The organism is Aequorivita xiaoshiensis (assembly GCF_022008395.1).
Classification (GTDB): domain Bacteria; phylum Bacteroidota; class Bacteroidia; order Flavobacteriales; family Flavobacteriaceae; genus Aequorivita; species Aequorivita xiaoshiensis.
This window is the reverse complement of sequence record NZ_JAIRBB010000009.1, coordinates 87802-113583: the sequence shown is the minus strand read 5'-3', so window position 1 is coordinate 113583 and position 25782 is coordinate 87802. Positions and strand designations below refer to the sequence as shown.

Genomic DNA, 25782 nt, shown 5'->3' with positions numbered 1-25782 from the left:
AGATTACACTTATCTTTAGATTTTAAAACACCTGAAATGGTATATAAATTAACAGCGTAAATCAATTTTTAACCTGTAGCCATATTTCAGGACGAAACAGCTGAAAAAACCGAATGAAGAAAACAATCCTACTTATTTTATTGACAATATCAATTACATCTTGCAAAAGTCAAGAGGAAATTGATTTTAAAGTTGGTTACTTACCAAATTACAATTACACGTTAACCCAAAAACAGATTTCGGAAAACAATGTAAAATATATTGCATCAGACGAAATACTGCAAAATTTAAAAAATAACGGAATTGAAAACCCAACAATAACGAAAGACACGAGTCTTTTAAAAAGTGTTTCTAAAACAGGAAAACTGAAAGGAAACGAATTTCCGATTAACATAGAATTGTTAGAATCCAATAATCCATCTTTAACAAGCGGAACCAAGTTTTTCGGAAAATCAGTTAACGGAAAGACTAAAATTGATTCTATTTATTCTTCGACAATGACAGAAGAAAAAAAGAGAACTTTACTTCCGGCAATGGAATCAATGATGAATCAAATCAAGTATTCTAATAGAAAAATTAAAATTGGAGAAAGTTTTGAGCAGAAAAACCCAATGTCAATGCCAATTGCAGATATGACAATTGAAATGGAAATTAATTCAATTTACACCTTGAGAAAAGTGGAAAATGGAATTGGATATTTTGACCTTGACCAAGTTTATACTATAAAATCCGCTACTAAAGATTACGAAATGGAATTGGACGGAACTGGAAAAGGACAAATAAACTATGACATCGAAAAACAATTCTTTACCAAATTCTATCTGGAAATGGAAATGAATTTAAAAACGGAATTAGAAGCATTTAGCATTGAATTACAAACCAAAAGTATAACAGACCAAACAACTGAAATAATAAAAGCCAGCAGGTAACACCGGATAAAGTTAATTGCTTGGTTCTAGATTACTTACAAATCCCGATAGCTATCGGGACGCGGTCTTTGTATCTGTGATTTATTTGCTAAATTTAGAGCTTAACCATCCAACTAATCATATACAAGACTGTTAGCAATAATTATGAAAAACACATTTTACATATTTGCAATTATCATTTTATTCACCTCTTGTAAAGAAGAAAAAAGAGTGATTGAAAAAATTGATTTTGAAAAAAAATATAAATTTTCATCTGAAATAGAGAATGATGTTAAAAAAGATACTGTTCCCTGGAAAAATCAAATTTCAGCTTCCAACTATGCTTTAAAAGGAGATTATAAAAATGCTTTAATTCAATGGGATTTGGCAATGGGAACGAGAGAAAAAAATTTTTCAAAATCCCAAATAGATTCTATTAATCAGAAGTATTCGAAAATTAAAGCAAGTGAGTATATTATAGAAAAAGCAAAGGAGAATCAAGTAATAATTATCAATGAAGCTCACCACAATTCGTTTCATCGAGTATTTACAAAGTCACTTCTTCAAAAGCTATTTGAAAATGGGTATAAAAATTTAGGACTTGAGGCATTAAAAAATAATGATAGTTTAATTTCAGCTCTTAATCAAAGAAAATACCCAACTCAACAAACGGGTTTGTATATCAAAGACCCTCAATTTGGCAATTTAGTTAGAGATGCTCTTGAAATTGGATATGAACTATTTGCCTATGAAAATATGGGGAAAGGAAGTGGGAAACCAAGAGAGATTGAACAAGCAAAAAATATTGAGAATGTAATCAATTCCAAACCAAATGAAAAATTCTTAATCCATTGCGGTTATGACCACGCCTTAGAGGGAAATCATAGCTCTTGGGAAAAAGCAATGGCTGGAAGATTAACTGAATATACAAACATAAATCCTTTGACTATTAATCAAGTAGTTTATAGTGAAAAAAGTAAACCTGAATACAATCATCCTCTTTTAAAAGCATTAGATATTAAAGAATCGTCAGTATTGATTGACAAAGATAATAAGCCATTGAACTATCAACGTGGAGAGGCTTGGACTGATATAGCTGTGCTTCATCCAAATACAAAATATATTGATGATAGACCTAATTGGTTATTCGAAAATGGAAATAAAAACGTTTCTATTTCACTAACTGATATTCAAATTGATTTTCCAATTATGGTTTTAGCTTTTAAAAAAGGGGAAGATGTAAATTTAGCTGTTCCAATTGATATTACAGAAGTTGAAAGTAAAAAAGATAATTGTAATCTCGGATTGAAAAAGGGAGTTTATGAAATTGTAGTTACAAATGAAAAACAGTCTTTTAAATTTGAACAAAAAGTAAAATAACTATTGCCAACCATGTACTGTGGTAAAAAACAAGTAAAAATGTATTAATTTTTCACCATGGTACTTCTATAACTATCCTCATATATTAATCCAGATTTAGCAATAGCAAAAGCTTGTTTTAAGAGCTTATTGCATACTGCAATTAAAGCTAATTTTTTACTTTTTCCTTTAGCAACTAATCGCTCATAAATATCCCTACAGGCTTTATTGTATTTGCAAGCATTAAAACTGCACATAAATAATAAGTTTCGAAGTTTTTGGTTTCCCATTTTACTTATTTTACTTCGGCCAGTTACACTGCTACCGCTTCTTTTTATTACGGGAGTCAATCCTGCATAACTGCACAATTCGCTACCACTTGTAAATCGTTCAAAACCATCTGTGAGAACTACCAACATTAGGGCTGTTTTGTTTCCAATACCTGGAATGCTTTTTAATCGAGTTAGTACTTCTTGATGTTCTTGTTTAACCAAAATTAAAAGCTTGTCTTCCAGCATTTTTATTTCTTTTTGCACTTGCTTCAAACTACGTTTTAAAGAGCTTACAACTGCTTTACTTGGATTTCTTAAAACAGATTCACCGTGTAATTTATTTTTAATCATAGTGCTTTGTTTTGTATAAATAGCAAGGAGTCTGGTGATTTGAAGACACTCTGTTTGGTGCTTAGAGTTACCTTTCCAGAGTTTTAATTCGACTTGTTTGGCATATTCACAGATCTGTTTAGCATCGCTCTTATCTGTTTTGATTTTAGATAATTTCATCTGTATAAAACGTTTAACTGCTAATGGGTTTTCTACAGAAACTCTAATACCTGATTCTAACAAATAATAAGCTAATTGGTAATGATAATATCCTGTAGCTTCCATGACACAATGGCTATCTATATCTAATATTTTTGCAAACTTTTTAAAGCCAGAAAGTGTGTTTTTAAACTGGTAAAAGTTGCCATTAGAATCCGCAACATCAAAAACTAAGTGGCTAATGTCAATTTATTCATGGCGTTATTATTTTTTAATATGGTATTCATGATGTGCTTCGCAGTTCAAAAAATTTAATATCTTTATTCATAAGAAAATGATTTTTGAAAGGACATCTACGCGAGTTTCAATACTTCGACTGCGCTCAGCACAGGCTAAAAGCGAGGTCTAAAAGCCTCATAGTCCCGATAGCTATCGGGAGTACGAAATCTGTGTAGAAACCGAAGAATGAGGTTCTTGAACAACTTTAAAAGACATATAAAAAAATGAACAAAAAAGAGAGGGAATTTTCAATGTTGACGAGATCTAAGTCTCTGCGTATATAATAACCTTATTCCTCTCTTTTGTTCTTTCTGATTTATATCTAAATTTAATGAATTGTAAACTTTAGACGTGTATAATTCATTGCTGGTTTTAGCCTACTTACGAATCCCGATAGCTATCGGGACGCGGACTTTCTATCTGTGATTTATTTGCTAACTTTAGTGCTTAAACACGCAACGAAATCATACACAAAACCGTTGCCAGTAATGCAGACGAAACCGCCAAAAGTTTCCATATAATTCAACTTTTTTGTTATCTTTGCTAAAGTATAGCGACAAATAAACTGAATGAAACCAAAATTTGAGGTAGTTTTTCTTGAACAAGCTATTGACTTTATGTCCAAATTAGACGCTAAAGCAAAAAAGAAAATCTATTACAATTTGGATAAAGCGAAACTCGAAAATGACCCAAAACTGTTTAAAAAACTAACAGACGACATTTGGGAATTTAGAACACTTTATCAAGGAATTCAATACAGACTCTTTGCCTTTTGGGACAAAACAGATAAAACCGAAACGCTTGTGCTATCGACACACGGAATGGTAAAAAAGGTTAGTAAAGTTCCAAAATCAGAAATTGAGAAAGCATTGAAAATTAGAGCTGAATATTTTGACGAATAAACTTGAAATTATGGCAACGAAAAATAAAAAAATGAAAATGATGACACTTGACCAAATGAAGGACAAGGACATTGGAAAAGTTGGAACACCAGAACGTGACAAATACGAATTTGACTTGCGAATGGAAGTGCTTGGAGATATGATAAAGTCTGTTCGAAAAGAACGGAATTTGACTCAAGAGCAACTCGGAGAATTAATCGGAGTTCAAAAATCGCAAATCTCGAAATTGGAAAGAAACACTAAAAATGTAACTATAGAAACGATTTTAAAAGTGTTTAGAGCTTTGAAAGCAAACGTTCGATTTAGTGTCGAAATGAATGAATCGGAATTTAAAGTAGCATAAGCACTACTGGCAACAACGTGTATAATTAATGGCTGGTTCTCGCCTACTTCTGAATCCCGATAGCTATCGGGACGCGGATTTTCAGTTTGGTGCGTACTTGCAAAGTTAAGTACTAAACCACGCAACTACTCATAGCTGAGACGTAAGCAATTTCCCAAAAATGAATATATGAAAATAAAACCTAATGCATCTTCTAATGAAATGTCTTCACCATTTTATAAAATGAATGAAAATTTTTGTGCTGATTTCGAAAATTATATAGCTAAAAAAAACGGAAAAGTAAAAGGTAATTACAACGCTTGGTCTTATCAAATTTTTGGAAAAATATACGCACCCAAAAACTGGAATTTGATGTATAAGAAAGCAACTTATACATCAAGCGGTAATTTATTGCTATCATCCAAACATCAAAGTCTATTAGTAGTGGCAGAATGGGAAACTGAAAGAAAAGGAACGCATAATTCTGAATTCCTAATAAGGAAAAAAACACATACTGATTGTTTGAAAAAATTTGTAAATAATTCTGTATCCAACTTGAATTTGTCTGAAAAATATATCCTGGAAACGAAGAACAGTACATCTCAATTGATTTTTAAACTGACTGAAATATTAAAAGATCTTTTCTTATCAGAAGAAATATATAAAATTGACCATCGGAATGACAAATTGAAAATTGAAATGAGAACAGATAAGCATCATTTCGAAATCTTTGAAAGATTAATAACTGAAATATAAAAAACTGCTTACAATAACTAAGCATTCGTGTGGTCGGTACGACACAACATGAATGCAGTGTTGACTGAACTAGTGTTGTCGGTTTGTCTTTATGGGAATTGGTCTAGTTTGGGATGGGTTTTTAGAAATTGATTTTTCTATTTTCATTTTGGCACATCTTATACATTTTTAAATATTATTCTGCTTGCTATAGCCCAATTATCCACTCAGGAAGCTTTAAAAATCGCATTCCCGAGAAATTTTATAAAATTCATGAAATACGGAAATCTTAACCCTGCAACTGAATTTAAAGCAAAATTAGTGTAGTTTTGAGACAGACTGCCGTTGGTAGCAACCTTAGAAGAGACTTTATGAGTAAAATAATAACAATTGCACTTTCGATTTTAGTTACTAATATTTTATATTCTCAAACGGATTCTATTGATTCCAAAATTCGAGATATGATTGAGGTTATGGGCTCAACGGAAAGAATGAAAACTGTAGCCAATAATGTTATTGAATTACAAGAGCAACAAAATCCAATTTTGAAAAACTCAGAATATTGGCAAAAAATCAAATCAAATATCTATGAGTACAGCTTCGAGAATTTGATTGATTCTCTAATTCCGATTTACAAAAAACATCTGACTGAAGAAGAAGTAAAATCTATTATCGAATTTTACAGTAGTCCTTCTGGACAAGCTATGGTTAAAAAATTTCCATTAATATCAACTGAATCAATGCAAGTTGGTGCGGCTTGGGGAGAACAAATGTTAAAACAGATAGAAAAAGAAATTAAAGCGTCACAAGAAAAAAAATTCGAATCGCCCCATACAGGATGTTCAAATTTTAGGATCGGTAATTTCAAATATTATGACAACCAAAATAATCTGATAAAAATTAAACGTGAAAAAGATTTTCAGTTAGAAACCGTAAATGGTAAAATATACAAATCAAAAATTAAATGGGCAGGAGATTGTAAATACCAAATTTGGGAATATCAAGATAATAATGATTACTCGGATAAAGTACCATTATTAGTCACGATTTACGAATCTGATGATAATGGTTATAAGTACATTTACAAGCAAGAGGGTGGTACCGAATACTATCTTGGAGAAATAAAAATAGCCGAATAAAAAGCCAGCTGCCAATAACTAAGCATTCGTGTGGTCGGTACGACATAACATGAATGCAGGGTTGACGGAACCGGTGTATGTCCGTTTGTCTTTATGGGAATTGGTCTAGTTTGGGATGGGTTTTTAGAAATTGATTTTTCTATTTTCATTTTAGCACATCTTATATATTTATAAAAGTTGTTATGCTTGCTATAGCCCAATTATCCAGTCAGGAAGCCTTAAAAATCACATTCCCGAGAAATTCTATAAAATTCATAAAATACAGAAATCTTAACCCTGCAACTGAATTTAAAGCAAAATTAGTGTAGTTTTGGGACAGACTGCCGTTTTGGGTTATTAAAAGTCATTTACAAGCCAAATATTAACAAATTAAAATAATAATGAAAAAACAACTTTTATTTCTTTTAATAACAGTTTTAAGCTTTAATTGCTATTCACAGATTTCTTTTGAGAAAGGATATTACATTGATAACTCTAATCAAAAGACAAATTGTTTAATTAAAAACATTGATTGGAAAAATAATCCAACCGAATTTGAATATAAATTATCCGAAAATAGTGAGTCAAAAAAGGCAAGCATAAAATTAATTAAAGAATTTGGCATTGATAATGTTTCAAAATACATCAGAAGTAATGTAAATATTGATAGGTCAAGCGAGAAATTTAATCAATTGAGTAATCATAGGAAACCTATATTTAAAGAAGAGGAACTATTTTTAAAAGTATTAGTTGAAGGTAAAGCAAATTTGTATCTATTTGAAGATGGAAATTTAATAAGATATTTTTACAACACAGAGGATACTGTTATTGAGCAATTAGTTTTCAAGTCCTACAAAACTTCGAATTATAAAATCGGTAAGAATAATAGTTTTAAAAATCAACTTTGGAATAACCTAAAATGTCCGGATTTCAAAATAAGTAAAGTTGAGAATCTAGATTATCAGAAAAATGACCTAATTAAATTTTTTGTTGAATATAATGAATGTAACGGTGAAAAAAGTATCATTTATGAAAAAAAGCAGAAAAAAGACTTGTTTAATTTAAGTATTCGACCTGGTTTTAATAGTTCTTCCCTTTCAATACAAAATAGTGTTTCTAGCTCTAGAGATACGGATTTTGATAATGAAATCGGATTTAGATTTGGTATTGAGGCAGAATTCATTATGCCATTTAATGCTAATAAATGGTCATTAATAATTGAGCCAACTTATCAATATTTTAAATCGGAAAAAGAAATAAATAAACAGACTGTTATAGCTGACTATAAATCAATTGAAATACCAGTTGGAATAAGACATTATTTTTTTCTAAGTGAGAATTCAAAAATTTTTATTAATGGCTCATACATTCTTGATTTAAGTAGTAATTCAATTATTGATTTTAGTTCTGAAGTAGATTTAGAAATTAATACGAGGAATAACCTAGCTTTTGGTATGGGTTATAAATATAATGATAAGTATAGTTTGGAATTGAGATATCAAACAAGTAGAGAAATTTTAGGCGATTATATTGCTTGGAGTTCTGATTATAATACATTATCAGTAATATTTGGGTATTCGTTATTTTAAATAACAACCCACAATAATGTATACAAAAAATAGGTCGGATAATTCTTAATAAAAGAGTTTTGGCGTATTTGCGAAGTTCCCAAACCCCTTCTTTTACGACTACTGTATTACCTTATATTTAGGAAGTCGTAGTTCTTCGGTAGGGTTTTAGAAAATTAATATAAAACCCGTCCAAATGTTACCATTTCGGTACGGACGGGCAAAATGCAAAAGTTTGGACTTGTGGATAACCCGAAAATTAATCGTTTATTTACAAGCCTTACTTCTTTTATACTAGACCAATTAGCTTTAATTTGGATACGGTGAATAAAAATCGAAATAAAATACTCATATATTTTATGAAAAATAAAAAAATAAACTTATTAATTCTGATTATACTGCTAGGACATTCTGTATATTCTCAAGATAAATATGATTCAGGATATGTATTAACTACAAAGAAAGATACCATCTATGGTTTTATTCTTAACAAAATTGACTCTGAATTAGCTTATAAGATTAGGTTTAAAAGAAATTTATTGGATGAAACTAATATAGAATATACCCCTAATGAGCTATTGAGTTTTAGTTTCAGCTCTGGACGAGTTTTTGAGAGAAAGAAAATATTGAACGATAATCAAACCCCCAAAGACAGTTTATATATTTTTGCAAAAAGAATTGTAAAAGGTAAAATTGATCTTTTTGTTTGGCGCCATAAAAAAAATAATTCAAAAGATTTTTTCATAACAAATAATAATTCAAAAAGAGAAGCACAATTAATAAAACCTAAAAAAAATGAGATAAAATTAGATGGTAAAAATTATTCAAAAAAGGATAGTAAATATAAGCACTATATATCATTTGTAAAAAAAGACGAAAACTTAAAAGTAGAAAAAAATAATAGTTTAAGATTTGGCGAAAAATCGATAAGTAAGGACATCATCTCATTTAACAGAAATTTTCAGGATGAATATCCAATTGAAATATATCAGGAACCCTTTGAATATAATTACGATATTTTAGTGGGTATTCCAATAAGTCTGAAATCGGAAGAATTACATTTTAGAATTGGGGTATATAGAAATAAAACTTTTATTGAGAAATCAAATAGATTCTCATATTTAAATGGAATTGTATATCATCATGGGAGTTACAATGATAAAAAATGGAATAACCAATATAAAAGTGGAACATCAAATTATAGATGGCAAATGTTAAATATCATTCCAGTAGGAATTAAGTTTCAGACTAATTCAAAAGATATAATTCTCTATGGCTATTTTGGCGCAGGAGCAGCTGTATTAATGATGAGCGACTATATTATTGAAGATTACAAAATTGATGGAAGTCGAAAAGATTTTGTGTTTTTACCTACTGTGAATGTTGGTTTAGGTGCCAAAATAAAGGTCAACTCAAATTTTATCCTAACTGAAATAACTCCCACGATGAATGGAGTATTTTTTAATGCTGGTTATTCATTTTAATATAACTAAAAAAAATGGCCTAACCAAGAACTTAGGTGAGAAACAAATTTTTACTTCTTTAATTTTTTTACATAAGTATGCTACGCTTACATATTAAATAATGAATCTGTAAGCTATTTTTTTTAGATTTTCGATTATTTTTCTGCAAGATTCAAAACAAATTTCTCGTTATAAAAAAGCCCTTGTTTTGCAATGGCAAAACACTGTTTGAGGAACTCATTAGCAACAGGTATGAGCGATAGCTTCTTACTTCTTGCCTTTATAATTTATTGGTTCGTACAATTCACGATAGGCTTTATTGTATTTACAGGCATTGAAAGCATAAAGAAACTGGGCAACTGTAATGGTAATATTCTGTGGTTTCCTTTGCCACCAAAGTATCTTGTGAAAGAATTTTTTGAAAGCAAGCAAATCCCCTTTTATCATTTGAATTGGTTGTAGCCGCTTATAATACCGTGCACGTCAAAGACATCCTTGCTAATGTCAACTCCTAAAGTTTCCATATATTTATTCATAGAAATTAAATTTATGAAAGAACCAGCTACTTGGGTCACAATAATCCATCGACAGACTCAGGACATCGCTTGAAAACTAGGTCTAAAAGCCTCATAGTCCCAATAACTATTGGAAGAACGTAATTTAAGTTGTAAAAGAGAGGGGATTTTCAATGTTGTCGAAGTCTAAAACTTCATCGTATATAGTAACCTTCCTCCGCTCTTTTGTTCTTTCTGATTTATATAAAATTTTAATGAATTGTAAACTTAAGCCGTATAGAGCTCATTGCTACGAAAGTTCTTAATCCGGGTTTTGTCAAATTTTGCTAAATTTGGTTTTCAACCGAAAAATTAGTGCGTGTTTTTACGCAATAAGCAATACACACACGTTCCACACAATATGAGAAAAACACTGACATTAACAATTATAGCCTTTTCAATTTTTCTGTATTCTTGCGAAAATAGCAGAATAACCGAATTGAAAAACTCAGTATCGAAATTAACCAAACTGAACTCAAAATTAATAGACTCGATTCAAACGTTGCAGGAAAAAAACATATCTTCCTTTTATCTAATAGAGAATTCAGGTAAAGAAAATATTAAAGTAAATGAAACCAGTAAAATTCATTTCGATTTCGGATACAAAAATTATGTTCCAGAATACAACGTTTACAGATTATACGGTGAAAATTATGACGAAAGAGAATTGATTTTAAAAAATCAAAAATTAAGTGAATTTGAATTTGAATTTACACCCGAAAATATTGGTGAAGATAGAATTCAACTCGAAGTCGCTATGAATGTCGACGGAGTTGAATGGATTATTCCAGCTGATCTTCGAATTAATGTTATAGATTAAAACACTGTGTACAAAAATATATAACCGCAATTACGGCGGATTCGACTACGTCCGAATCCACGCGTAATTGCTACCGTCTGTGTTAATCCGAAAAACATTAAATTTAATCCTGTAACTGCGGGTATACTAAAGGTTGTGTGCAATATGAAAACGAAACTTATGAAAAAAATAATCTCACTATCTATTTTAATATTGATTTGCGGACTTTCTTACTCGCAAGAAAATTGTAATAAATTTAAAACAGGGGGTTTTCAGAATATTGAAAACGGAATTTTAAAAGCTGAAATTCAAAGAAATGACTCTATCCAAACTGAACAATATGGAGAATTGAAAATAACGCTAAAAATAATTTGGATTGATGATTGTAGTTATAGACTGAAATTTTTGGACGGGAATGAAGCGTTTTGGAAATCGAGACTAAAAGATAAGCCGACACCTGATTTGATTGTGGAAATCACAAATGTTAATGGAAATAAATATACGCAGGAATCAAAATTTGACATTGATAATGATTTTGTATACAAAAGTGAAATAACAAAGATTGAATAAAATACTGCACACAATAACTAAGCATTCGTGTGGTCGGTACGACACAACATGAATGCAGTGTTGACTGAACCGGTGTATATCGGTTTGTCTTTATGGGAATTGTTCTAGTTTGAAATGGAATTTTTAGAAATTGATTTTTCTAATTTTCAATTTGGCACATCTTATATATTTTTAAAAGTTATTTTGCTTGCTATAGCCCAATTATCCAGTCAGGAAGCCTTAAAAATCACATTCCCGAGAAATTCTATAAATTCATAAAATACAGAAATCTTAACCCTGCAACTGAAGTTAAAGGAAAATTAGTGTAGTTTCGAGGCAGACTGCCGTTACTAGTAATTTAAATGAACCACTTCAATCTCATAACAAGTTTAGTTTTATTAGGATTAACAGTCCTTTGTTTTTGGCTTCCATTTAAAGAAGGAAATAAACGAACTGGAATTATAACTGGGATTATTTTATGCATAATTATAGCCTGGACAATTTTAGCGGAATTGGAATTTCTTGTGATTTTTATTTGGCCATTTATTTTAGTCTTTCAAATCATATTCCTGACTTATTGGACTTTTAGAAAATTTAAAAGACCGAAAATTGGAAAATATGTCTCGTCATTTTTGACTTTAGGTTTTATCCTATTATGTATGTCACCTTGGATAAGTGATTGGACTTTTAGCAAAAATGATGCACGAAAATTATTATCGAAACATAATATTGAATTGAAAGACGATTTTAAAATCCTGAAAAATGAAAGTGGCGGATTTATGGACTACGCACACACTCTAAAAATTCAAATTTCGGATTCTGACAAATCGAGAATTGCAAAGGAAATAAGAGAATCTAAAGGTTTTTTAGAAGGTGTAGATTTTAAAAATAATTTTCCTTCAGCGGATTATGACACTTTTGAAAAATTGAATTTTGAAACGGAGAATTATCTTAATCGAGAATATTATCTAAAAGAACCTATGGAAGATGGAACTATTCACTTTCATTTTCAACTTTCAAAGACAGAAAACGAATTACAATATATAGGAACTGATGAGTAAAAAACTACTGGCAACACCGTGTATATTTTATTGCTTAGTTTTAGCCTACTTACGAATCCCGATAGTTATCGGGACGCGGATTTTCTATTCGGTTTTTATTTGCTAAATTTAGTGCTTAGATCACGAAACAAAGCATACACAAAAACGTTGTGTAACATTTGAAAAACTAAAATTTGAACGAATTTCATAAACTGTCTGAATTAATAACAAAAGAAATGATTTTGTTTCCAAAAGGGAATAAAGGAATCATTGAAAATTCTGAAAACTGGACTTTAGAAATTACGGCAAATTGGAACTCTAAACGAATTGATCTGACTATAAAATCTCGAAAATCAAATCTTTACTCTGATTTCACTAAATGCTCAATTAAGAAAGACTCATTGATAAGTTTAATCGCTCGATATAATAATTACAACTTATCAGGAAAGAAAAGCATTATTTCTGATTTTCTACTTATCAGTCCCCTGTCGCTTAACTTATTAAAAGGCGAAAAAGCAAGTTTTGAACTGAATGGAAAATATCTGATTTATAGTTGTAGAATTGGTCGCCAAGATAAATATAGTTTGTCGAATATCTTTATTCTGATTGAAAAATTGACCGAAGAAATTGATAAACTGACTGACAAAAAAAACGTTACACAACAAAGTACTGTGGTAATAAACAAGTAAAATAGCATTAATTTTTCACCATGGTACTTCTGTAACTATCCTCATATATTAATCCAGATTTAGCAATAGTAAAAGCTTGTATATAAGCTTATTGCATACTGCAATTAATGCTAATTTTTTACTTTTTCCTTTAGCAACTAATCGCTCGTAAATATCCCTACAGGCTTTATTGTATTTGCAGGCATTAAAACTGCACATAATAATGAGTTTCGAATTTTTTGGTTTTTCATTGTACCCATATGCATTGGCGGTATTGAAATTACTAATACAGAATTCTATATTTCTCCGTTCGTCATGATAATACCAAATTGGGACCATAAGTATCTGTGGTGATTTAAATATTTCATGCTTTTTAAAGACAAATTTTAATAGTGGTTTTGATAAAACAGCAGGCCGTGAAATGGCATTTCTAGATATTGAGCGATTAGAGTGAAACTTCAAGGCACCAGATTTTAATAGTGGTTTTGATAAAACAGCAGGCCGTGAAATGGCATTTCTAGATATTGAGCGATTAGAGTGAAACTTCAAGGCACCAGACTTATAATAAAATTTTAGATACAGCAACTAAAAAATACTTTCCCTTAATTTATAACTATCACTATCTTTCTGCTATTTCTATCTGAAAATTACGCGTTTTTATTCTCCAAAATTTAAATTTCATTAGCAATTTAAAAAACCTAACTTCAGTATCTAATTCATGAATAATTATAATTAATTATGACCAATATGAATATGGAAACCCATATTTACATACCATCTTTAAACAGTTTTTTCTAAAACTTAAATTCACTATTAGGTTAAATTTGAAACTAATATGTAGAATTCATTATAAGAAAGGTAAAGTATATCATAGGTGCAAATGCTGAATTCATTGAAATTGTGAAAGGCAGAAACAGTGGTATTCAAGATATTTCTGCTGTAGGTTTAATCATAAGCCGAAATTTGGGTAACATCTAAGGATAGGTTAAATTCGCCAAAGCATAAATATTTATAAAAACCTCAAAATGAAAAAACATTATTTCTTACTTCTCGCGCTCTTTTTTACTCACTCGATAATTTACTCCCAAACACTATGGGAGGACAATTTTGAATCGTATACATTAGGTGATTTTCTTGGAGAAAACGGTTGGATTCGAGAAGGTGGAATTGATGATTGGGTTCAAATTGTTAATATTGATTCTGAACACGGAAAAAGTATTCAGCTCAATACAGACAACGCCAATACTTCAGGTATTTTTGTAACCCATTATAATGACTGGGCCGGTCGTGAAGTTAATAATGACGTTCTTGAAATAAATTTTGAACTATATACGGGGCAACAAGTTACTGAAGGCCTTGGTCAAATAGTAATTGCTACCGATAATTTTGAAGAAATCTTCTCAATTATTATGCCGTCAGAAAACAATTCAATAGTACTATTTGCTGAGAATATGGATGAGGCCTTGGTCGAAAATAGAAGCCCAAATACATGGTATCATTTTACAATAACCTATAATTCAGTTACTGGCGAAATCATGGCTCAAACAAACAATCAACACGTAATTACGGGCTTTGGGAGTATAGGACTAGAACCGAATGTTTTTGACTTTACTTCCATAATCGAATCAAATTTGGGAATTGATAATATTTCTGTAGCCGCAACAAATGAGTCTATTTTAAGCACATCTGATTTTGTAAAGAAAACAAATGCAACCAATATTTTTCCAAATCCTGCCACCTCAAGCATTAATTTACACATAAATAAAAAAATTACCCAGAGTGTGCTATTCGATTTAACAGGTAGAAAGATAAAAGAGTTTCACAATCTTAATCAATTGGATCTTTCAAATTTAGGATCAGGAAGTTATTTATTAAAAATATTATTCGCAGAAGGGGTTACTGAAACTCATAAAATCGTTAAAAAGTAAAAATCCAATAAATTGCAAAGATAAGTGTAGTAAGGGTTGAATTTTTACAAGTAAGATTCAGCCCTTAATTTTATCTTCTTCCCCCCTACCGCACGAGTCCTCTTTTGCAGTTCAATAAAAAGCCCAACTACCCGACCAAAATACCAAAAACAAAAGCGGAAATAAATTAAGGAGAAGATAGTAAATAAAATATTACTAAATTAAAGCCTTAAGAAGTGCGCGGTGCAATTGCTTGTGAACAGGAACATTACCAATAAATCCTGCGCATTCTATAACTTAACAAATCTAAAGTCACAGATTTGTGAAATAAAAATAAAAAAAACATCTACCTATGAAAAATAGAATAGAACGTATTACGAAAATGGAAAACATATTAGACGAACTCACTATTGTAGTTGAAAAATCTGATAAAGCAATGAATGAACTTGAAGATTCATTGATAAATTTAAACACCTTAAAGAAATATTATGAATCTCAATATATGAAAGATGTTATGGCAGACAAAAGAAAAGAAGTCCCTCAAGATCTTAAACGAGGCGTTTTGAGCGAGGATGCTGTACATATGCTCCTCACAGATTTGCGTGAATTATCTGACAAAATGGAAGAATTGAGTAAGAAAATAAGATAAATGTATCCTAAGATAACCCCACTACCGCACGAGTTCTCTCGTGTGGTAGACTGCAATTCTATAAAAAGCCATCTAATTTTAAAAAGAATATAATGGAAATAAGCTAATTGTATATTTGAAATCGTCTGATAATTAACTGGTATAAAAAGCACATAACACGAGTTTAAATACAATGGCGGAGTTAGTGCATACCCAAAAATAATTTTATAAATTTAAAGTCAGTTATAGACCGATATTTAAGTGTTTTAATTCCGCTACTGGGTGTATCCCTAAGGTTAGACACAATTAAAACTATTAATAATGAAAAAAATATTACTTCTTCTTACTTTAATTTTAGTAATATCTTCTTCATATAGTCAGTATAACTGCTCACAGAGAGATGGTACATTTCGGTATGAAGTCAAGCTGTATATCGCAAACGTAATAACCGACTTCGATAAAGATGATCTAATAGACCACATTGTTGCACTTGACAATATCTCTAATACTGATTTAAATACGCTTGTTGAACATATCACATTAGTTTACAAAACATTTCCTTCACAAAATCCTCATAGAACAGTCACTGTTTTTTCAACAACAGAAATATATCCAATTTTGGATTCGTTGGATAATTCGATCGAATTCCAATATTGTGTATTAAATAGTTGCCCTAGGAGCGATGGAACGTTTCATTATTATGCCCTACTTACTCTCCTTGAAGTTCCACTTGACTTTAATAAGGATGATTTTATAAACTTAATTGTTGGACTTGACACCATCTCTAATGAAGACCTGGCAACACTAAATACACATATAACTTCAGTTTACAAAGCTTTTCCAACCTTTCAATCTCCTTTTCTTCAAAGGGTTGTCAGTATAGAAGCTACATCGGAACTATTTCAAATTTTAGACGAATTAAATAATTCTATTGAACACCACGAATGTCTTGAAGAGCCTGTTCTTGATATAACTAATCACGAACAAATAAAAAACGCAATAGTATATCCTAATCCGATTTCAGAAGATTCCGTAATCGAACTGAATATGAATTCTTCTAAGGTTAGAATAGAACTAATAAATAGTCTTGGTCAAATATTACATCAAGAAAAGGTTTTAGGAAAAAGTATTATAGAGCTTAAAAATTTACCCATAGCAAATGGGATTTCTATTCTTAAAATTTATGACTTAGCAAATGGTGGCATTAAAACCTTAAAAATTGTAAAGCAAAAATAACTGCGGCTAACGTAAGCCGTGTATAATTAGTGGCTAGTTCTCGCCTACCTACGAAACCATAGCAATCGGGAGCGGATTTTCCACAGCCAGTTTTAATTAGATATTTTTGTGTCAAGTATTAATAAAAGTCCAAATATGAATGGGTATGCTGGTTCTAAAGCCGCGGTAAATCATATTGTAGAATAAAAAACAGGAGAATGATAGACAAAATTTTAATAACAACTTTAGCCATAGTTCTGCTTTTGGGTTGTGAAAACAAAAGCAAACAAATGGAAACTGCCACTGCAAATCTATATTTCAATGGCCACATTATTACAATGGACACCGAAGATCCAACCTATGCCGATGTCATCGTTGAGCAAGATGGGAAAATTGCATTTGTAGGGACTTTAGAAGAAGCCGAAAAACAATTTTCTAATCTAAATAAAATTGACTTGAATGGTAAAACACTTCTGCCTGGATTTATCGACCCACACAGTCATTTCGGAATGGTTTCTAATACCATGGGACAAGTAGATTTGAACCCTGAACCTGTGGGAACAGTAGAGAATATTGATGATATTTTAATTAAGCTTAAAAATTACAAGGAAGAAAATAATATTCCTGATGGTGAATGGATTTATGGTTGGGGTTATGATGATGGTGAGTTAGCAGAAAAACGACACCCCACAAAAAAAGACATAGATAAAGTACTGCCAAACAATCCTGTTTATTTACAACATACAAGCGGACATATGGGCGTTGCGAATTCTTTGGGTTTAGAAGAACTAAAGGTAAATTCCGAAACCAAAAATCCCAAAGGCGGAAATATCGACCGTTTTCCTAACACACAAGATCCAACGGGTTTGGTACAAGAAACTGCTATGTATCCTTTCGTGAGATTAATGTTGGAAAAGTTAGCTTCAAAACAAGAAGAATTTTTTGAAACTACGCAAGAATACTATGCTTCAAACGGAATTACCACAGCACAAGATGGTATGACAGACAGAAATACAATTCGCTTTTTTCAATCGCAAGCAGATGAAGGAAAATTTAAAATAGATTTAATTTCTTTGGCAGGATATGCAGAATTAGAAAGCAATTTAAAAGACACTACGCTATTGTTTAAAACTTATAAAAATGGATTTAAAATACAAGGAACAAAATTAGTTGCAGATGGTTCGCCACAAGGTAAAACAGCTTTCTTCACAAAACCGTTTTTGACTGAAGTTCCTGGATGTAATCACGATTGCAGAGGTTTGCCAAGTTTAACACAGGAAACCATCAATACGCTGTTTGTAATGGCTTATGAAAAAGACAATCAATTATTTATTCATTGCAACGGAGACGCCACAGTAGATATGATAATTACAGCTCATGAAAATGCTTGTAAAGTTTTAAATCAGCCATTAGACAAAGACAGAAGAACGATAATTATTCACGCACAATTTTCGAGACCAGACCAGCTTGAAACCTTCAAAAAGTATAACATGGAGCCTTCATTTTTCACAAACCACGCCTATTTTTGGGGAGATGTACATGTAGAAAATTTAGGGAAAGAACGAGCTGATTTTTTAAGTCCAATGGCAAGTTCTATAAAATTAGGATTAAAACCCACCAATCATTCAGACGCTACTGTTACACCAATCGACCCAATATTTACTATTTGGACTGCCGTTAACAGAGTTTCACGTTCGGGAGCAACCATTGGAGAAGCAGAAAAAGTTTCGCCATTTCATGCTATAAAGGCGATAACTGCTAACGCAGCTTATGAATTTTTTGAAGAGGACATAAAAGGCACATTATCAACAGGTAAATTAGCCGATTTTGTGATTTTAGATAAAAACCCATTGACTGTAGAAGCCATGGAAATTAAGAATATTAAAATAATGGAAACGATAAAAGAAGGTAAATCAATTTTTGCCCGTGAAAATGATAATGAAATAGTAAATAAAAATTGAAAATTAATTTATTGAAATATTCTATTTAATTAATTCGATCTATCGGTCATGAAAACAAAGGAAGAAACAAAAAATTCCAATCATATATACGACTTGCTCCATATTTTGAAAGATTCCGACCAGCCCGAAGATATTAAAGCCATGCAAGAAATATGGGAGGAGTGCGGTTTCTGGGCGAACTCAAAAAAGGAGGAGAATAAGTTTGTAGCTCCCTTTCAAGAAAATAGACGCAGTTTTGTTTTAACCGCTCCAGATGCATGGGAAAAAGGTAAGTTTCCTCCGCCAGGTGATTATTCATTTGCGTTAGTCACTAAAAATGGTCCAGGTATCAGAGAATCTTTTATTGAAACTACGGTTTTTTATTTTTACAATGAAAACTACTTCTCGTTATCAAAGTATCATAAGAGTTATTTATTCACATTTCTCGAAGAAAGAAAGAAATTGCGTTTATATAGTTATTCAATTATCAAGGATAAGGAATCTCCTTATTATGAAAAGTCCCTGCGGATGCAAAAACGAGAACAAGAAGTAAAGCAAGAATGCGTACAATTTATTCCCGAATTAGTACATTATCTATGGCCAGACGAGCTAAACATTTCAGGTAGTTGGGAGGAGGAAGAACTGTCACACCCTAACTTCTTTAAGAAAACATTTGAAATGTTAAGCAGTGGATTTTATTCCCATGTAGGTCCTTGGACATTCCCTTTTCAACCGCTTGTATGGGTGAATAATAAGGCTCAAATCACAAAAGAAATCACCTACACAGCCATTGATTACAATCATCAATACAACTATGGCGTTATTAAAAAAAGAGAGTTTAGCGAAGAAATCGGTATCTGGCTAAAGCAAGAAGAGAACTACATTAATTTCGAAGTCAAAATCAGAGATGGAGAGACTTCATTTACAAATTTCAATGGTAAGCTTTATCCGAATTACATCGAGTTTTCAATTCCGTTTTATTTCAAATCCCCAGAAGAAAGAGCTTATTTAATTGAACATTTTAATCAGTATGGCCTCCATATTATAAACCTATAAAGTTTGAAAGGGATGTAGAAATGCTAATATAATCCTTCAAACGCCCCTTATTCTATATTTTGGCCCTAATTAACACTCAGGAATTTAGATATGAATGATCACTTAATTCATAACCTTAAAATATCAATACTTTGGAAATTTCTAGGCAATATTATAATGGTTGGCTTGATTATATATTTATTCAATACCGTTAAGCCAATTGAATGGCATACCTGGTTGATATTATTGATTTATCCGATGTATTTAACAATAAAAGAACAGAAAATATTACTTGAGATAGATATTAATGGAGATCAGATAAGCCTAAAAAGTTATTCCATTTTAGGTGGTAGAAAAGAACTAAAACTCAAAACCAGTGAAATTATTGAATTGGATCACTTTAAAGGATTTGTCGTTAAGTATAAAAATTCTTTCGGAAAAAATACAGATACTTTTCAAATTAATGCTGAACCGTGGAACAATATTTATGGACAAATAAAAATTCTGAAATTAGCAGTTCAAGAATTGGAAAAAAGAAATTCATAAGACATTTAATAAAATTAGCTAGATATAATATATCAAAATTTATTTACGCTAATTTAAGGTTTAAAGCAATCCATTTCATTCGAAAATTCCTTACATTTAATTCCATATAGACTTAAGTGTTTTCACTCTAACCTTATCAGTTAACTAAATATGAAGGCTGTTTTTAAAGAGGAACAAAGATTTTCACAATGGTGGTTGTGGCTAATTTTAATCGGAATTGGAGCATTACCCATAATAGCAATTTATCAGCAAATATTTAATGCACCAAAATTGGGTGATAGTCCTATCTCCGCCTTAGGGCTTATTGTTTTTTCTCTGTTCATTTTTGGTTTAATTGCTTTGTTTTGGTTTATGCGACTTAAAACTAATATTGACCAAAATGAAATCCGAATGAGTTTCTTCCCCTTTGTCAAGAAACAAGTAAATTGGAAAGATGTTAAAAGTGCTCAATTAGTAAATTACGGATTTGTAGGGGGATGGGGCTTACGGCTTGGTACAAAATATGGAACTGTCTACAATACTAAAGGAAATAGAGGTTTAGCTATAGAACTACTTAATGGAAAAAAATTTCTGATCGGAACGCAGAAAGAAACAGAACTTAGGGAAATACTAGCAAAAATCAAGAAATAATTGAATGTGAATTAATGATATTAAAATCTAAGGCTCTCATTTAAATTCAAAATCCTGTAGAATAGGTTTTCGAAGGAATGGTTAAGGTTTAGGTGTACCCACATCAACCATATTACAAATACATAATTCTATTTATCCTCTTTCATAGTGATAATAGTAAATCTAATCCGTAAATATCTTTAGTGCTTAGACTTTTCATGGCTTTTGATTACAAGTTTAGTATTAATCTAAAAACAACAAATAACATTTCTAGATATTCGGTTAATGTGACACTTCCACGCGGCAGACAAATAACAAGATTCTAAATACATCAACTAAAGGATCCGATGCCTTATTTAGAAACCATCACTTTCTTTGTGCTGCTTCCAGTTTCAGAATGAATAGTTACGAGATACATACCCGCTGAAAAATCTCGCGTGCTAACAGAAATTGAATGGTTCCGCACGTCGGACGAATAAATTTTCTTTCCATCTAGGGCTGTTATTTCAATTCGGTATATTAGAGTTTTTGAATTAATAAAAAAGAAATCATATGCAGGATTGGGATATATAGAATACTCCATTTTAGAGTGATCTAACTTCCCTAACGAATTACAACGACGAAATATATCGAATCCTTCACCATCTATAGACATCACCTCTGTTAAACTCGCTCCCCCTTTGGTTACAACTCCTCCCGAACGTCTCGCAACACCAGGTATATCGTCATAAGTATAAACTGGAATTAAAGATTCGCATGTAAGGAGAGATGGTGTTTGTTTTATATAAAAAACCCGATCCCCCCACTCGTTATATCTAGCATTTTTAGTTCCAACAGTAATAAGGCCCCCATCATCGGTTGGCGCTGAGGCGAAGGCTGCAAATTTCTCTTGCCCCCAATATTGATTTCCTTGCACAAACTCGCCATTTACATTAGATTCTACCATTAAGAAACTCACTCCTCCTGACGCAACTCCACTAGCAACCAAATTGCCATTACCGATTAAGTCAATATCGTGAAAACCTGAATAATGAGTTTGATCAACGTACTCATTGCTCCATTCTAAATTTCCATAGGCATCCAATTTCACAATATAACCATTTGCAAGTAATTTCCCTGCTACAGCATATCCATCTCCAGGAATAGCAACTACACCATAAGCTTTACTCCAAGTAACAGGGGAAATTAGCGAAGACCATTCAAGATTTCCTTAAGAATCTAACTTAACAATATAACTATCGGCTGAACCTTGATTTACATCAAAAGAGTCTGTTTCTCCAGCTATTATATAGCCTCCTTGTCCATCTAAGGTGGTATCAACTGCATGTGCTATATCATTGCCAAGCCCTCCAATACTATTACTCCACTCAACCTCTCCCTCACTGTCCAACTTAACGATATATACATTTTTACCTTCACCTACTATTTGAGTAGAACCCACTATAACAAACCCATCATCTTCGGTTGCTTTAATTGCATTACCTTCTTGATTTCCTTCTATCTCACTCAAGTTTTTCGACCATTCAATTTCTCCAGCGGAACTTAACTTCAACAGATAAATAGATTTTTTTTCGGTAAATTTAGCCTCTGAAGTTCCAGCAACGATAAAGCCACCGTCTGGTGTAAGCTCTACAGAATTTCCCCACACCTTTCCTTCTATCTTAATGGTCTTAGACCATTTTGGTTCGAGACTGTCTGAAATTCTAAGGACATAAACTTCATCTTTGTTTTCAGGAATTCTCATCGTGTTAATTCCTACCATAATGTAACCGTCATTCGGCACGGTTTTAACTGCCTTAGCTCCATAATTTCCACTAGTCTGTTCCCCTTGATAAACACCACTAATAAATCGTGCATGGGTGTTTTCTACAAGAGCAATAAAAAAGATAAAAAGACATATAGCAGTGAATTTCATAATAGATACAAAATAGTTGTGTCTACAAATATTGAAAATTAACATAACCTGAAGAAATAAATTAAAATAAACTTACCCTTCAATATTTTCTGAAAAAGGCTGATTTTAAAATTGGAATAGGAAAGGCATATAGTAATGTTTTAGAAGAAATTTTCGATGAATTTGTTAAGCCTGAAGTATTACGTTAGTACGTTATTTCAGAATATAGGAGTAGGTTAGAATTAGGAAAAAAGATAAAGAGCTGAATGATAAAATTTGAAATGGGCTTTAGAAAATTTGGGAGGCTAGGAAAACACTTAAAAAAAGCGCTTGGCAAACAGTATGAAACCTATCAAAATGAAGTGCCCATGCTTATACCTTTCACAAAGAAATAAGGTTAAAACCCCGTTTCTACTTGTTGGAAGGTCTTCAATATGTTATACTTGAAAATTAATATTTACAAAAAATGGCCCCACTTGGGGCCATTAATATTTAATATATATTGCTTACTATATATTAGCTATTGCCTTAATTTCAGCAATAATTTTATCGGCTAAGCTATCTGCCTCTTCTTGCGATTTGGCTTCGGTATATATTCTAATAATAGGCTCTGTATTGGATTTACGTAAGTGTACCCAATTTTCAGGAAAATCTATTTTAACGCCATCCACGGTATTGATATCTTCTGATGCATACTTGGCTTCCATTGCTTTTAAAATTGCATCTACATCCAATGTTGGAGTAAGCTCAATTTTCTTCTTACTCATAAAATATGAGGTGTATGTTTCACGAAGTTCGCTAACGGCCATTTTTTGTTCTGCTAAATGACTTAAAAATAAAGCTACTCCTACCAAGCTATCTCGGCCGTAATGTAATTCTGGATAGATAATTCCACCATTACCTTCACCACCAATTACTGCGTTGGTTTCTTTCATCATTTCAACTACATTCACTTCACCAACTGCACTAGCTGTATAAGTTCCGTTGTGTTTTTCGGTAACATCGCGTAAGGCTCTAGACGAAGACATATTGCTAACAGTATTTCCTGGTGTATGCTTTAGCACATAATCAGCAACAGCTACTAAGGTATATTCTTCCCCAAACATTTCACCTTTTTCATCAACAAATGCTAAACGATCTACGTCGGGATCTACTACAATTCCGAAATCGGCATTTTCATCTACCACCATTTTCATTAAATCGCCCAAATGCTCTTTTAAAGGTTCTGGGTTGTGAGGAAAATGGCCATTTGGAGTACAATATAATTTTACTGGCTCTACTCCTAAAGCTTCTAATAACAACGGTATCGCTATTCCTCCTGTTGAATTAACACCATCAACCACTACCTTAAATTTACAAGCTTTAATAGCATCGACATTTACTAGAGGTAAATCTAAAATTTCATCGATGTGTAAGTCTATATAGGCATCGTTTTTATGAATTTCGCCTAAGTCATCAACCTCAGCAAATTCTATATTTCCAGCTTCAGCAATATCAAGAATTTCTTGTCCCGCTGCAGCATTTAAAAACTCACCTTTATTGTTCAATAATTTAAGAGCATTCCATTGCTTTGGATTGTGACTAGCTGTAAGGATAATTCCCCCGTCGGCGTGTTCCATCATTACCGCCATTTCAACTGTAGGAGTGGTAGAAAGATCTAGGTCTATTACCGTTATACCCATCCCAACTAATGTGTTCATAACCAATTGCTGAATCATTTCACCAGAAATCCTGGCATCACGCCCCACCACTACTCTATGTGTTTCTTTGTTGCGTTGCTTCTTTACCCAACTACCGTATGCAGCTGCGTATTTTACAGCATCGATTGGAGTTAAGTTTTCACTTTGCAAACCGCCAATGGTTCCGCGGATGCCTGATATAGATTTTATTAATGTCATTTTCTAAATTTATTTTTCAGTTTTAAAAAATATAACTCAAAATAAGTGTATGATATATGAGCTATTAAAATTGTTCCTACGAAGATAAGCAGGTGCATTAAAATTATGGTTAAAGTTTCATTAAGGTTTTGTAAAAAGTCCACTTTTAAAAACAAAAACACCACAGCATTCAATACTATAACATGATACATATAAATACCATACGAAATACTCCCCAGATGATTAAAAATAGAACTCTTTAACGCTACACCTCTATTATTGAAGGCTAAAGTATGGATAAAAAACCCGAACAATAAACAAGTTAACATAGACCGAGCCCATAATGGTTCTATTTGCAACCAATCGGTAATAAAATAAAGCAATGTGAACGAGCAAATAAGTATTGGAAAGATAACCGTACGTTTTAAAAACTCAAGTTTTTTGTTTTCTTCTAATATTGCAATTATGCCACCAAAAAATAAATAGAAAAACACGAAGATATACTTCCGAAGAAATTCAAAAGCATCAGACCAATAAATGATGAAATACCCAATCATAAGGCCTATTAAAACGCGTAATACCCATTTAACATTTATAAAAAACAGCAGTGGTGCAATAACAAGATAAAATTGCTCTTCAATACCAATGGACCATAGAACTTCAATAATACCTCCTGGTTCAAATTTTTGTGCAAACACATTAGGAAGAAAAAATACATTATAAAAAAATGCTTCTTTCCAAGTGTAATTTATATCAAAAGGAATATTTGCAAAAGGCAAAATCACGTTATAAAAAAAGAGACCAAATATTAAAACTAGATAATAAAGCGGGAAGATTCGAAGAACGCGACGAATATAAAAGTCTTTTATTGAAAATACACCTCTAATTTTGGCGCGATAAATAAGACGAATAATAAGAAATCCACTTAAAATAAAAAACATATAAACTGCTTCCACGCCACGATGATAAATGGGAAGCCCATCAAATGACGGAAGCCCTTGGTTGTGCGAAAGCTGAGGTAAATGGAATAGCAACACGATGGAAGCCAGGAAAAACCGTAGTGGATCTAAATTCGGTAATCTATTCAATATTCAATATTTACAATT

At 31.8% G+C, this 25782-nt stretch carries 24 protein-coding genes and 2 pseudogenes; 19 read left to right on the top strand and 7 right to left on the bottom strand.

The window, feature by feature from the left end:
• The first annotated feature begins 113 nt into the window (after nucleotides 1-113).
• Both K8344_RS10790 and K8344_RS10785 read left to right on the top strand, forming a co-directional pair.
• Nucleotides 114-929 carry a hypothetical protein gene (locus tag K8344_RS10790; protein WP_237608703.1) on the top strand — a complete coding sequence of 272 codons (816 nt, stop codon included), beginning with the start codon at nucleotides 114-116 and terminating at the stop codon, nucleotides 927-929.
• A gap of 210 nt (nucleotides 930-1139) precedes the next feature.
• The gene (locus K8344_RS10785; RefSeq protein ID WP_237608702.1) at nucleotides 1140-2288 is read left to right on the top strand and encodes a hypothetical protein; all 1149 of its coding nucleotides are present in this window, start codon (nucleotides 1140-1142) and stop codon (nucleotides 2286-2288) included.
• Between the two features lie 44 nt (nucleotides 2289-2332).
• Here K8344_RS10785 and K8344_RS10780 read toward each other — a convergent pair whose 3' ends face one another.
• Nucleotides 2333-3277: an IS110 family RNA-guided transposase gene (locus K8344_RS10780; protein ID WP_237608704.1), complete on the bottom strand. Its 945-nt coding sequence runs from the start codon at nucleotides 3275-3277 to the stop codon at nucleotides 2333-2335.
• A gap of 599 nt (nucleotides 3278-3876) precedes the next feature.
• On the opposite strand from K8344_RS10780, the gene K8344_RS10775 reads away from it, so the two are divergent.
• From K8344_RS10775 to K8344_RS10750, 6 genes are all read left to right on the top strand, one after another.
• On the top strand, nucleotides 3877-4209 hold the full coding sequence (locus K8344_RS10775) for a type II toxin-antitoxin system RelE/ParE family toxin (protein ID WP_040492771.1): 333 nt from the start codon (nucleotides 3877-3879) through the stop codon (nucleotides 4207-4209).
• Nucleotides 4210-4219: 10 nt separating this feature from the next.
• Entirely contained in the window at nucleotides 4220-4552 is a 333-nt protein-coding gene (locus K8344_RS10770) for a helix-turn-helix domain-containing protein (RefSeq protein WP_092210206.1), read from the top strand.
• 168 nt (nucleotides 4553-4720) lie between these two features.
• Nucleotides 4721-5287 carry a hypothetical protein gene (locus K8344_RS10765; protein ID WP_237608701.1) on the top strand — a complete coding sequence of 189 codons (567 nt, stop codon included), beginning with the start codon at nucleotides 4721-4723 and terminating at the stop codon, nucleotides 5285-5287.
• A 350-nt stretch (nucleotides 5288-5637) separates the two neighbouring features.
• Nucleotides 5638-6405 carry a DUF2059 domain-containing protein gene (locus tag K8344_RS10760; protein ID WP_237608700.1) on the top strand — a complete coding sequence of 256 codons (768 nt, stop codon included), beginning with the start codon at nucleotides 5638-5640 and terminating at the stop codon, nucleotides 6403-6405.
• Between the two features lie 380 nt (nucleotides 6406-6785).
• Nucleotides 6786-7973 carry a PorT family protein gene (locus K8344_RS10755; protein WP_237608699.1) on the top strand — a complete coding sequence of 396 codons (1188 nt, stop codon included), beginning with the start codon at nucleotides 6786-6788 and terminating at the stop codon, nucleotides 7971-7973.
• A gap of 338 nt (nucleotides 7974-8311) precedes the next feature.
• Nucleotides 8312-9436: a hypothetical protein gene (locus tag K8344_RS10750; protein ID WP_237608698.1), complete on the top strand. Its 1125-nt coding sequence runs from the start codon at nucleotides 8312-8314 to the stop codon at nucleotides 9434-9436.
• 134 nt (nucleotides 9437-9570) lie between these two features.
• On the opposite strand, the pseudogene K8344_RS14340 reads toward K8344_RS10750, so the two are convergent.
• Nucleotides 9571-9766 (bottom strand): annotated as a pseudogene (locus K8344_RS14340) (IS110 family transposase); the annotation flags it as partial.
• 564 nt (nucleotides 9767-10330) lie between these two features.
• On the opposite strand from K8344_RS14340, the gene K8344_RS10745 reads away from it, so the two are divergent.
• The 4 genes from K8344_RS10745 to K8344_RS10730 all read left to right on the top strand — a co-directional run bounded on the left by K8344_RS10745 (nucleotide 10331) and on the right by K8344_RS10730 (nucleotide 13046).
• Nucleotides 10331-10789, top strand: a complete 459-nt coding sequence (locus tag K8344_RS10745; RefSeq protein ID WP_237608697.1) for a hypothetical protein — start codon at nucleotides 10331-10333, stop codon at nucleotides 10787-10789.
• A 159-nt stretch (nucleotides 10790-10948) separates the two neighbouring features.
• Complete coding sequence (locus K8344_RS10740; protein ID WP_237608696.1) at nucleotides 10949-11338, top strand: hypothetical protein; 390 nt, start codon at nucleotides 10949-10951, stop codon at nucleotides 11336-11338.
• A gap of 341 nt (nucleotides 11339-11679) precedes the next feature.
• The gene (locus tag K8344_RS10735) at nucleotides 11680-12378 is read left to right on the top strand and encodes a hypothetical protein (protein WP_237608695.1); all 699 of its coding nucleotides are present in this window, start codon (nucleotides 11680-11682) and stop codon (nucleotides 12376-12378) included.
• A 173-nt stretch (nucleotides 12379-12551) separates the two neighbouring features.
• Nucleotides 12552-13046, top strand: a complete 495-nt coding sequence (locus tag K8344_RS10730) for a hypothetical protein (protein ID WP_237608694.1) — start codon at nucleotides 12552-12554, stop codon at nucleotides 13044-13046.
• Nucleotides 13047-13053: 7 nt separating this feature from the next.
• Here K8344_RS10730 and K8344_RS14335 read toward each other — a convergent pair.
• Nucleotides 13054-13253 (bottom strand): annotated as a pseudogene (locus K8344_RS14335) (IS110 family transposase); the annotation flags it as partial.
• Between the two features lie 797 nt (nucleotides 13254-14050).
• On the opposite strand from K8344_RS14335, the gene K8344_RS10720 reads away from it, so the two are divergent.
• From K8344_RS10720 to K8344_RS10690, 7 genes are all read left to right on the top strand, one after another.
• Complete coding sequence (locus K8344_RS10720) at nucleotides 14051-14953, top strand: T9SS type A sorting domain-containing protein (RefSeq protein WP_237608693.1); 903 nt, start codon at nucleotides 14051-14053, stop codon at nucleotides 14951-14953.
• Nucleotides 14954-15284: 331 nt separating this feature from the next.
• Nucleotides 15285-15581 carry a DUF4298 domain-containing protein gene (locus tag K8344_RS10715; RefSeq protein ID WP_237608692.1) on the top strand — a complete coding sequence of 99 codons (297 nt, stop codon included), beginning with the start codon at nucleotides 15285-15287 and terminating at the stop codon, nucleotides 15579-15581.
• A gap of 300 nt (nucleotides 15582-15881) precedes the next feature.
• On the top strand, nucleotides 15882-16796 hold the full coding sequence (locus K8344_RS10710) for a T9SS type A sorting domain-containing protein (RefSeq protein WP_237608691.1): 915 nt from the start codon (nucleotides 15882-15884) through the stop codon (nucleotides 16794-16796).
• Nucleotides 16797-16993: 197 nt separating this feature from the next.
• Nucleotides 16994-18736 carry an amidohydrolase gene (locus K8344_RS10705; RefSeq protein ID WP_237608690.1) on the top strand — a complete coding sequence of 581 codons (1743 nt, stop codon included), beginning with the start codon at nucleotides 16994-16996 and terminating at the stop codon, nucleotides 18734-18736.
• A gap of 48 nt (nucleotides 18737-18784) precedes the next feature.
• Nucleotides 18785-19771, top strand: a complete 987-nt coding sequence (locus K8344_RS10700; protein WP_237608689.1) for a hypothetical protein — start codon at nucleotides 18785-18787, stop codon at nucleotides 19769-19771.
• A gap of 90 nt (nucleotides 19772-19861) precedes the next feature.
• Complete coding sequence (locus K8344_RS10695; RefSeq protein WP_237608688.1) at nucleotides 19862-20296, top strand: hypothetical protein; 435 nt, start codon at nucleotides 19862-19864, stop codon at nucleotides 20294-20296.
• A gap of 150 nt (nucleotides 20297-20446) precedes the next feature.
• Complete coding sequence (locus K8344_RS10690) at nucleotides 20447-20926, top strand: hypothetical protein (RefSeq protein ID WP_237608687.1); 480 nt, start codon at nucleotides 20447-20449, stop codon at nucleotides 20924-20926.
• Nucleotides 20927-21257: 331 nt separating this feature from the next.
• On the opposite strand, the gene K8344_RS10685 is transcribed toward K8344_RS10690, so the two are convergent.
• The 4 genes from K8344_RS10685 to K8344_RS10670 all read right to left on the bottom strand — a co-directional run bounded on the left by K8344_RS10685 (nucleotide 21258) and on the right by K8344_RS10670 (nucleotide 25764).
• Nucleotides 21258-21995, bottom strand: a complete 738-nt coding sequence (locus K8344_RS10685; RefSeq protein ID WP_237608686.1) for a T9SS type A sorting domain-containing protein — start codon at nucleotides 21993-21995, stop codon at nucleotides 21258-21260.
• A gap of 120 nt (nucleotides 21996-22115) precedes the next feature.
• Nucleotides 22116-22820 (bottom strand): hypothetical protein, encoded by a 705-nt coding sequence (locus K8344_RS10680; protein ID WP_237608685.1) that lies wholly within the window; start codon nucleotides 22818-22820, stop codon nucleotides 22116-22118.
• Between the two features lie 488 nt (nucleotides 22821-23308).
• Entirely contained in the window at nucleotides 23309-24697 is a 1389-nt protein-coding gene (gene glmM / locus K8344_RS10675) for a phosphoglucosamine mutase (protein ID WP_237608684.1), read from the bottom strand.
• Complete coding sequence (locus K8344_RS10670) at nucleotides 24694-25764, bottom strand: acyltransferase family protein (RefSeq protein WP_237608683.1); 1071 nt, start codon at nucleotides 25762-25764, stop codon at nucleotides 24694-24696. Before K8344_RS10670 ends, glmM begins: the two co-directional genes overlap by 4 nt.
• Nucleotides 25765-25782 lie beyond the last annotated feature (18 nt).

Excerpts from the sequence above, each read along its gene's own strand:
- K8344_RS10705 (WP_237608690.1), top strand. The coding sequence starts at position 16,994 with ATGATAGACAAAATTTTAATAACAACTTTAGCCATAGTTCTGCTTTTG.
- K8344_RS10740 (WP_237608696.1), top strand. The coding sequence starts at position 10,949 with ATGAAAAAAATAATCTCACTATCTATTTTAATATTGATTTGCGGACTT.
- K8344_RS10715 (WP_237608692.1), top strand. The coding sequence starts at position 15,285 with ATGAAAAATAGAATAGAACGTATTACGAAAATGGAAAACATATTAGAC.
- K8344_RS10690 (WP_237608687.1), top strand. The coding sequence starts at position 20,447 with ATGAAGGCTGTTTTTAAAGAGGAACAAAGATTTTCACAATGGTGGTTG.
- K8344_RS10765 (WP_237608701.1), top strand. The coding sequence starts at position 4,721 with ATGAAAATAAAACCTAATGCATCTTCTAATGAAATGTCTTCACCATTT.
- K8344_RS10700 (WP_237608689.1), top strand. The coding sequence starts at position 18,785 with ATGAAAACAAAGGAAGAAACAAAAAATTCCAATCATATATACGACTTG.
- K8344_RS10760 (WP_237608700.1), top strand. The coding sequence starts at position 5,638 with ATGAGTAAAATAATAACAATTGCACTTTCGATTTTAGTTACTAATATT.
- K8344_RS10695 (WP_237608688.1), top strand. The coding sequence starts at position 19,862 with ATGAATGATCACTTAATTCATAACCTTAAAATATCAATACTTTGGAAA.
- K8344_RS10750 (WP_237608698.1), top strand. The coding sequence starts at position 8,312 with ATGAAAAATAAAAAAATAAACTTATTAATTCTGATTATACTGCTAGGA.
- K8344_RS10720 (WP_237608693.1), top strand. The coding sequence starts at position 14,051 with ATGAAAAAACATTATTTCTTACTTCTCGCGCTCTTTTTTACTCACTCG.
- K8344_RS10710 (WP_237608691.1), top strand. The coding sequence starts at position 15,882 with ATGAAAAAAATATTACTTCTTCTTACTTTAATTTTAGTAATATCTTCT.
- K8344_RS10680 (WP_237608685.1), bottom strand. The coding sequence starts at position 22,820 with ATGAAATTCACTGCTATATGTCTTTTTATCTTTTTTATTGCTCTTGTA.
- K8344_RS10770 (WP_092210206.1), top strand. The coding sequence starts at position 4,220 with ATGGCAACGAAAAATAAAAAAATGAAAATGATGACACTTGACCAAATG.
- K8344_RS10745 (WP_237608697.1), top strand. The coding sequence starts at position 10,331 with ATGAGAAAAACACTGACATTAACAATTATAGCCTTTTCAATTTTTCTG.
- K8344_RS10790 (WP_237608703.1), top strand. The coding sequence starts at position 114 with ATGAAGAAAACAATCCTACTTATTTTATTGACAATATCAATTACATCT.
- K8344_RS10735 (WP_237608695.1), top strand. The coding sequence starts at position 11,680 with ATGAACCACTTCAATCTCATAACAAGTTTAGTTTTATTAGGATTAACA.
- K8344_RS10775 (WP_040492771.1), top strand. The coding sequence starts at position 3,877 with ATGAAACCAAAATTTGAGGTAGTTTTTCTTGAACAAGCTATTGACTTT.
- glmM (WP_237608684.1), bottom strand. The coding sequence starts at position 24,697 with ATGACATTAATAAAATCTATATCAGGCATCCGCGGAACCATTGGCGGT.
- K8344_RS10755 (WP_237608699.1), top strand. The coding sequence starts at position 6,786 with ATGAAAAAACAACTTTTATTTCTTTTAATAACAGTTTTAAGCTTTAAT.